Below are 1,990 nucleotides of genomic sequence, written 5' to 3'. Positions count from 1 at the left end.
CGGCAGGGCCGTGCCCTTCTGCGGCAGCACCCACGCGCCCGGCTGCTCGAACAGGTCAAACTGGATCATGCCCGCTCCCTCCGCACGCGCTCGATGGCCTCGGCCTCGGCGGCGAGGGCTTCGGCGGCCACGCGGGCGGCGTGGGCGGCGCAGTCGGCCTTGAGCACCTCCACAGCCGCGGCGCGCCCGCCGGCGTCGTCGGTGTCGGTGCTGATCGAGCCGATGTGCTCGCGGACGCCGTGGGTGGCGGTGTAGAGCGTGCGGCTTCCGTCCAGGCGCTCGAAGGCGCTGGTGATGCGGTAGCGGCCGCAGGGCGAGCGCACCTCGTGGCGGCTGACGCGGGTCCATCCATCGGTGGTCACTGGTAGCTCCCCTGATGCTGGCGCCCGCCGAAGCCCTTGGCCGGCGCGTGGTTGGTGATGCCGACACTCGGCCGGCGGTCGGTCGGGTGGAAGCGCATGCGCTCGAGGTCGGCCTCGGCGTAGGCCGTGCCGGTGCGCGCCTGGCGCGCCTTGCGGACCAGCAGCTCGGTGAGCCCGGCGTCCTCGGTCTGCTCGCCCTGGTAGCCGTGGCGGTAGAGCATCACCACCGTGTCGGCGTCCTCCTCTATCCGGCCGGAGTCGCGCAGGTCGGCCAGCGTCGGGCGCTTGTCGGTGCGCGACTCCACGCCGCGGTTGAGCTGGGCCAGCAGCAGCACCGGGGCGCCGAGGTTCTTGGCCAGCGCCTTCAGGGCCTTCGTCACCTGCCCCAGCTCGCTGGCGTCGTTCTTGCCCGGCCGGTCGATCAGGCCGAGGTGGTCGACCACTACCAGCGTGAGCGGGCTGGCCATGTGCATCTGGCGGGCGCGGGCGCAGAGCTGCTCGACGGTCAGGCCACCGGAGTCGTCCACCAGCACTGGCGACTCGTTCACCAGGCGCATGCCCGCAGCGATCCGCGCGGCGGAGCCCTCGGGCGCCTCGTTGGGCTCGGTGATCCAGCCCATCGGCAGGTCGCCGACGTGGGCCACCATGCGCTCGGCCACCTGCTGGGCGGTCATCTCGAGCGAGAACAGCGCCGCGCGTCCGGCCTGCGCCAGCACCTGCCCGGCGAGGGCGGACTTACCCATCGACGGCCGGGCCGCGAGGATGTGCAGGTTGCCCGGCTGCATGCGGTGGGCGAGGCGGTCGAGCGCCGGGATGGTCCACGACACGCCCGGCATGCCGTCGGGATGGTCCATTCGGCGCTGCAGCTCGGCCACCATGTCGCGCAGGCCGTCGCGCATCGTCTTGGCCGCGGCCATGGCGCGCGGAGCGGCCGCCACGAGCGCCTGCTGGGCCTGGGCGTACACCGAGGCCACCTCGCCGGCCGGCGCGCTCAGGGCGGCCTGCGCGATGCTCTCGCCGGCGTCGACCATCCGGCGCAACAGCGCCTTGTCGCGGACGATCTCGGCGTGCGCCCGGAGGTTGGCCAGCGAGTAGGCCATCGACGCCAGCTCGGCGAGGTAGGCGCTGCCGCCGGTCTCGGCGTCCAGCCCGTTGGCCGCGAGGTGGTCGCCCAGCACCAGCCCGTCCACCGGCCGGCCCTTGGCGGCGAGGTCGCCGATCACCCGGTACAGCGTGGCGTGCTGGCGGCTGTAGAAGTCCTCCGGCCGCAGGATGGCCTGCGCCACCGGCAGGGCGCGCGCGTCGGTCAGGATCGCGCCCAGCACGGTCTGCTCGGCCTCGACGGAGTGCGGGAGGACGATCACGCCGCCACCCCCGCGCGCTTCGCCTGCTGGCCCACCGTGGTCAGCGAGCAGGCCCCCGTGCCGTCCATCCACCACAGCCGGTACCAGTTCCCGCGAACGGCGTTGCGGAAGGTCGCCCGCCAGTCGGCCTGGCGCTTCCCGGACTCGCGGTGGCGCTCCACGAACACCGACCAGGCCAGCGCGAGGAAGTCGAGCGGGATGCCGGCATCAGCGGCCCCGCGGACGATCGGGTCGGCCGCCGGGATGCACGCCTCGCCCGCCGAC

At 74.1% G+C, this 1,990-nt stretch carries 3 protein-coding genes; all 3 read right to left on the bottom strand.

All coding sequences use genetic code 11. The annotated features are described in order from the left end of the window. Positions 1-65: 65 nt before the first annotated feature. Complete coding sequence (locus tag ACN4EG_RS27645; protein WP_431633504.1) at positions 66-362, bottom strand: hypothetical protein; 297 nt, start codon at positions 360-362, stop codon at positions 66-68. Beyond that, on the bottom strand, positions 359-1,726 hold the full coding sequence (locus tag ACN4EG_RS27640) for a replicative DNA helicase (protein ID WP_431633503.1): 1,368 nt from the start codon (positions 1,724-1,726) through the stop codon (positions 359-361). The genes ACN4EG_RS27645 and ACN4EG_RS27640 overlap by 4 nt, the downstream gene beginning before the upstream one ends. Continuing rightward, on the bottom strand, positions 1,723-1,990 hold a 268-nt coding region (locus ACN4EG_RS27635; protein WP_431633502.1), incomplete at its 5' end, for a hypothetical protein. The genes ACN4EG_RS27640 and ACN4EG_RS27635, both read right to left, overlap by 4 nt.

Source organism: Alkalinema pantanalense CENA528 (assembly GCF_050753345.1).
GTDB classification, from domain to species: Bacteria; Cyanobacteriota; Cyanobacteriia; order Leptolyngbyales; family Leptolyngbyaceae; genus Alkalinema; species Alkalinema pantanalense.
This window is presented reverse-complemented; position numbering and strand designations above follow the sequence as displayed.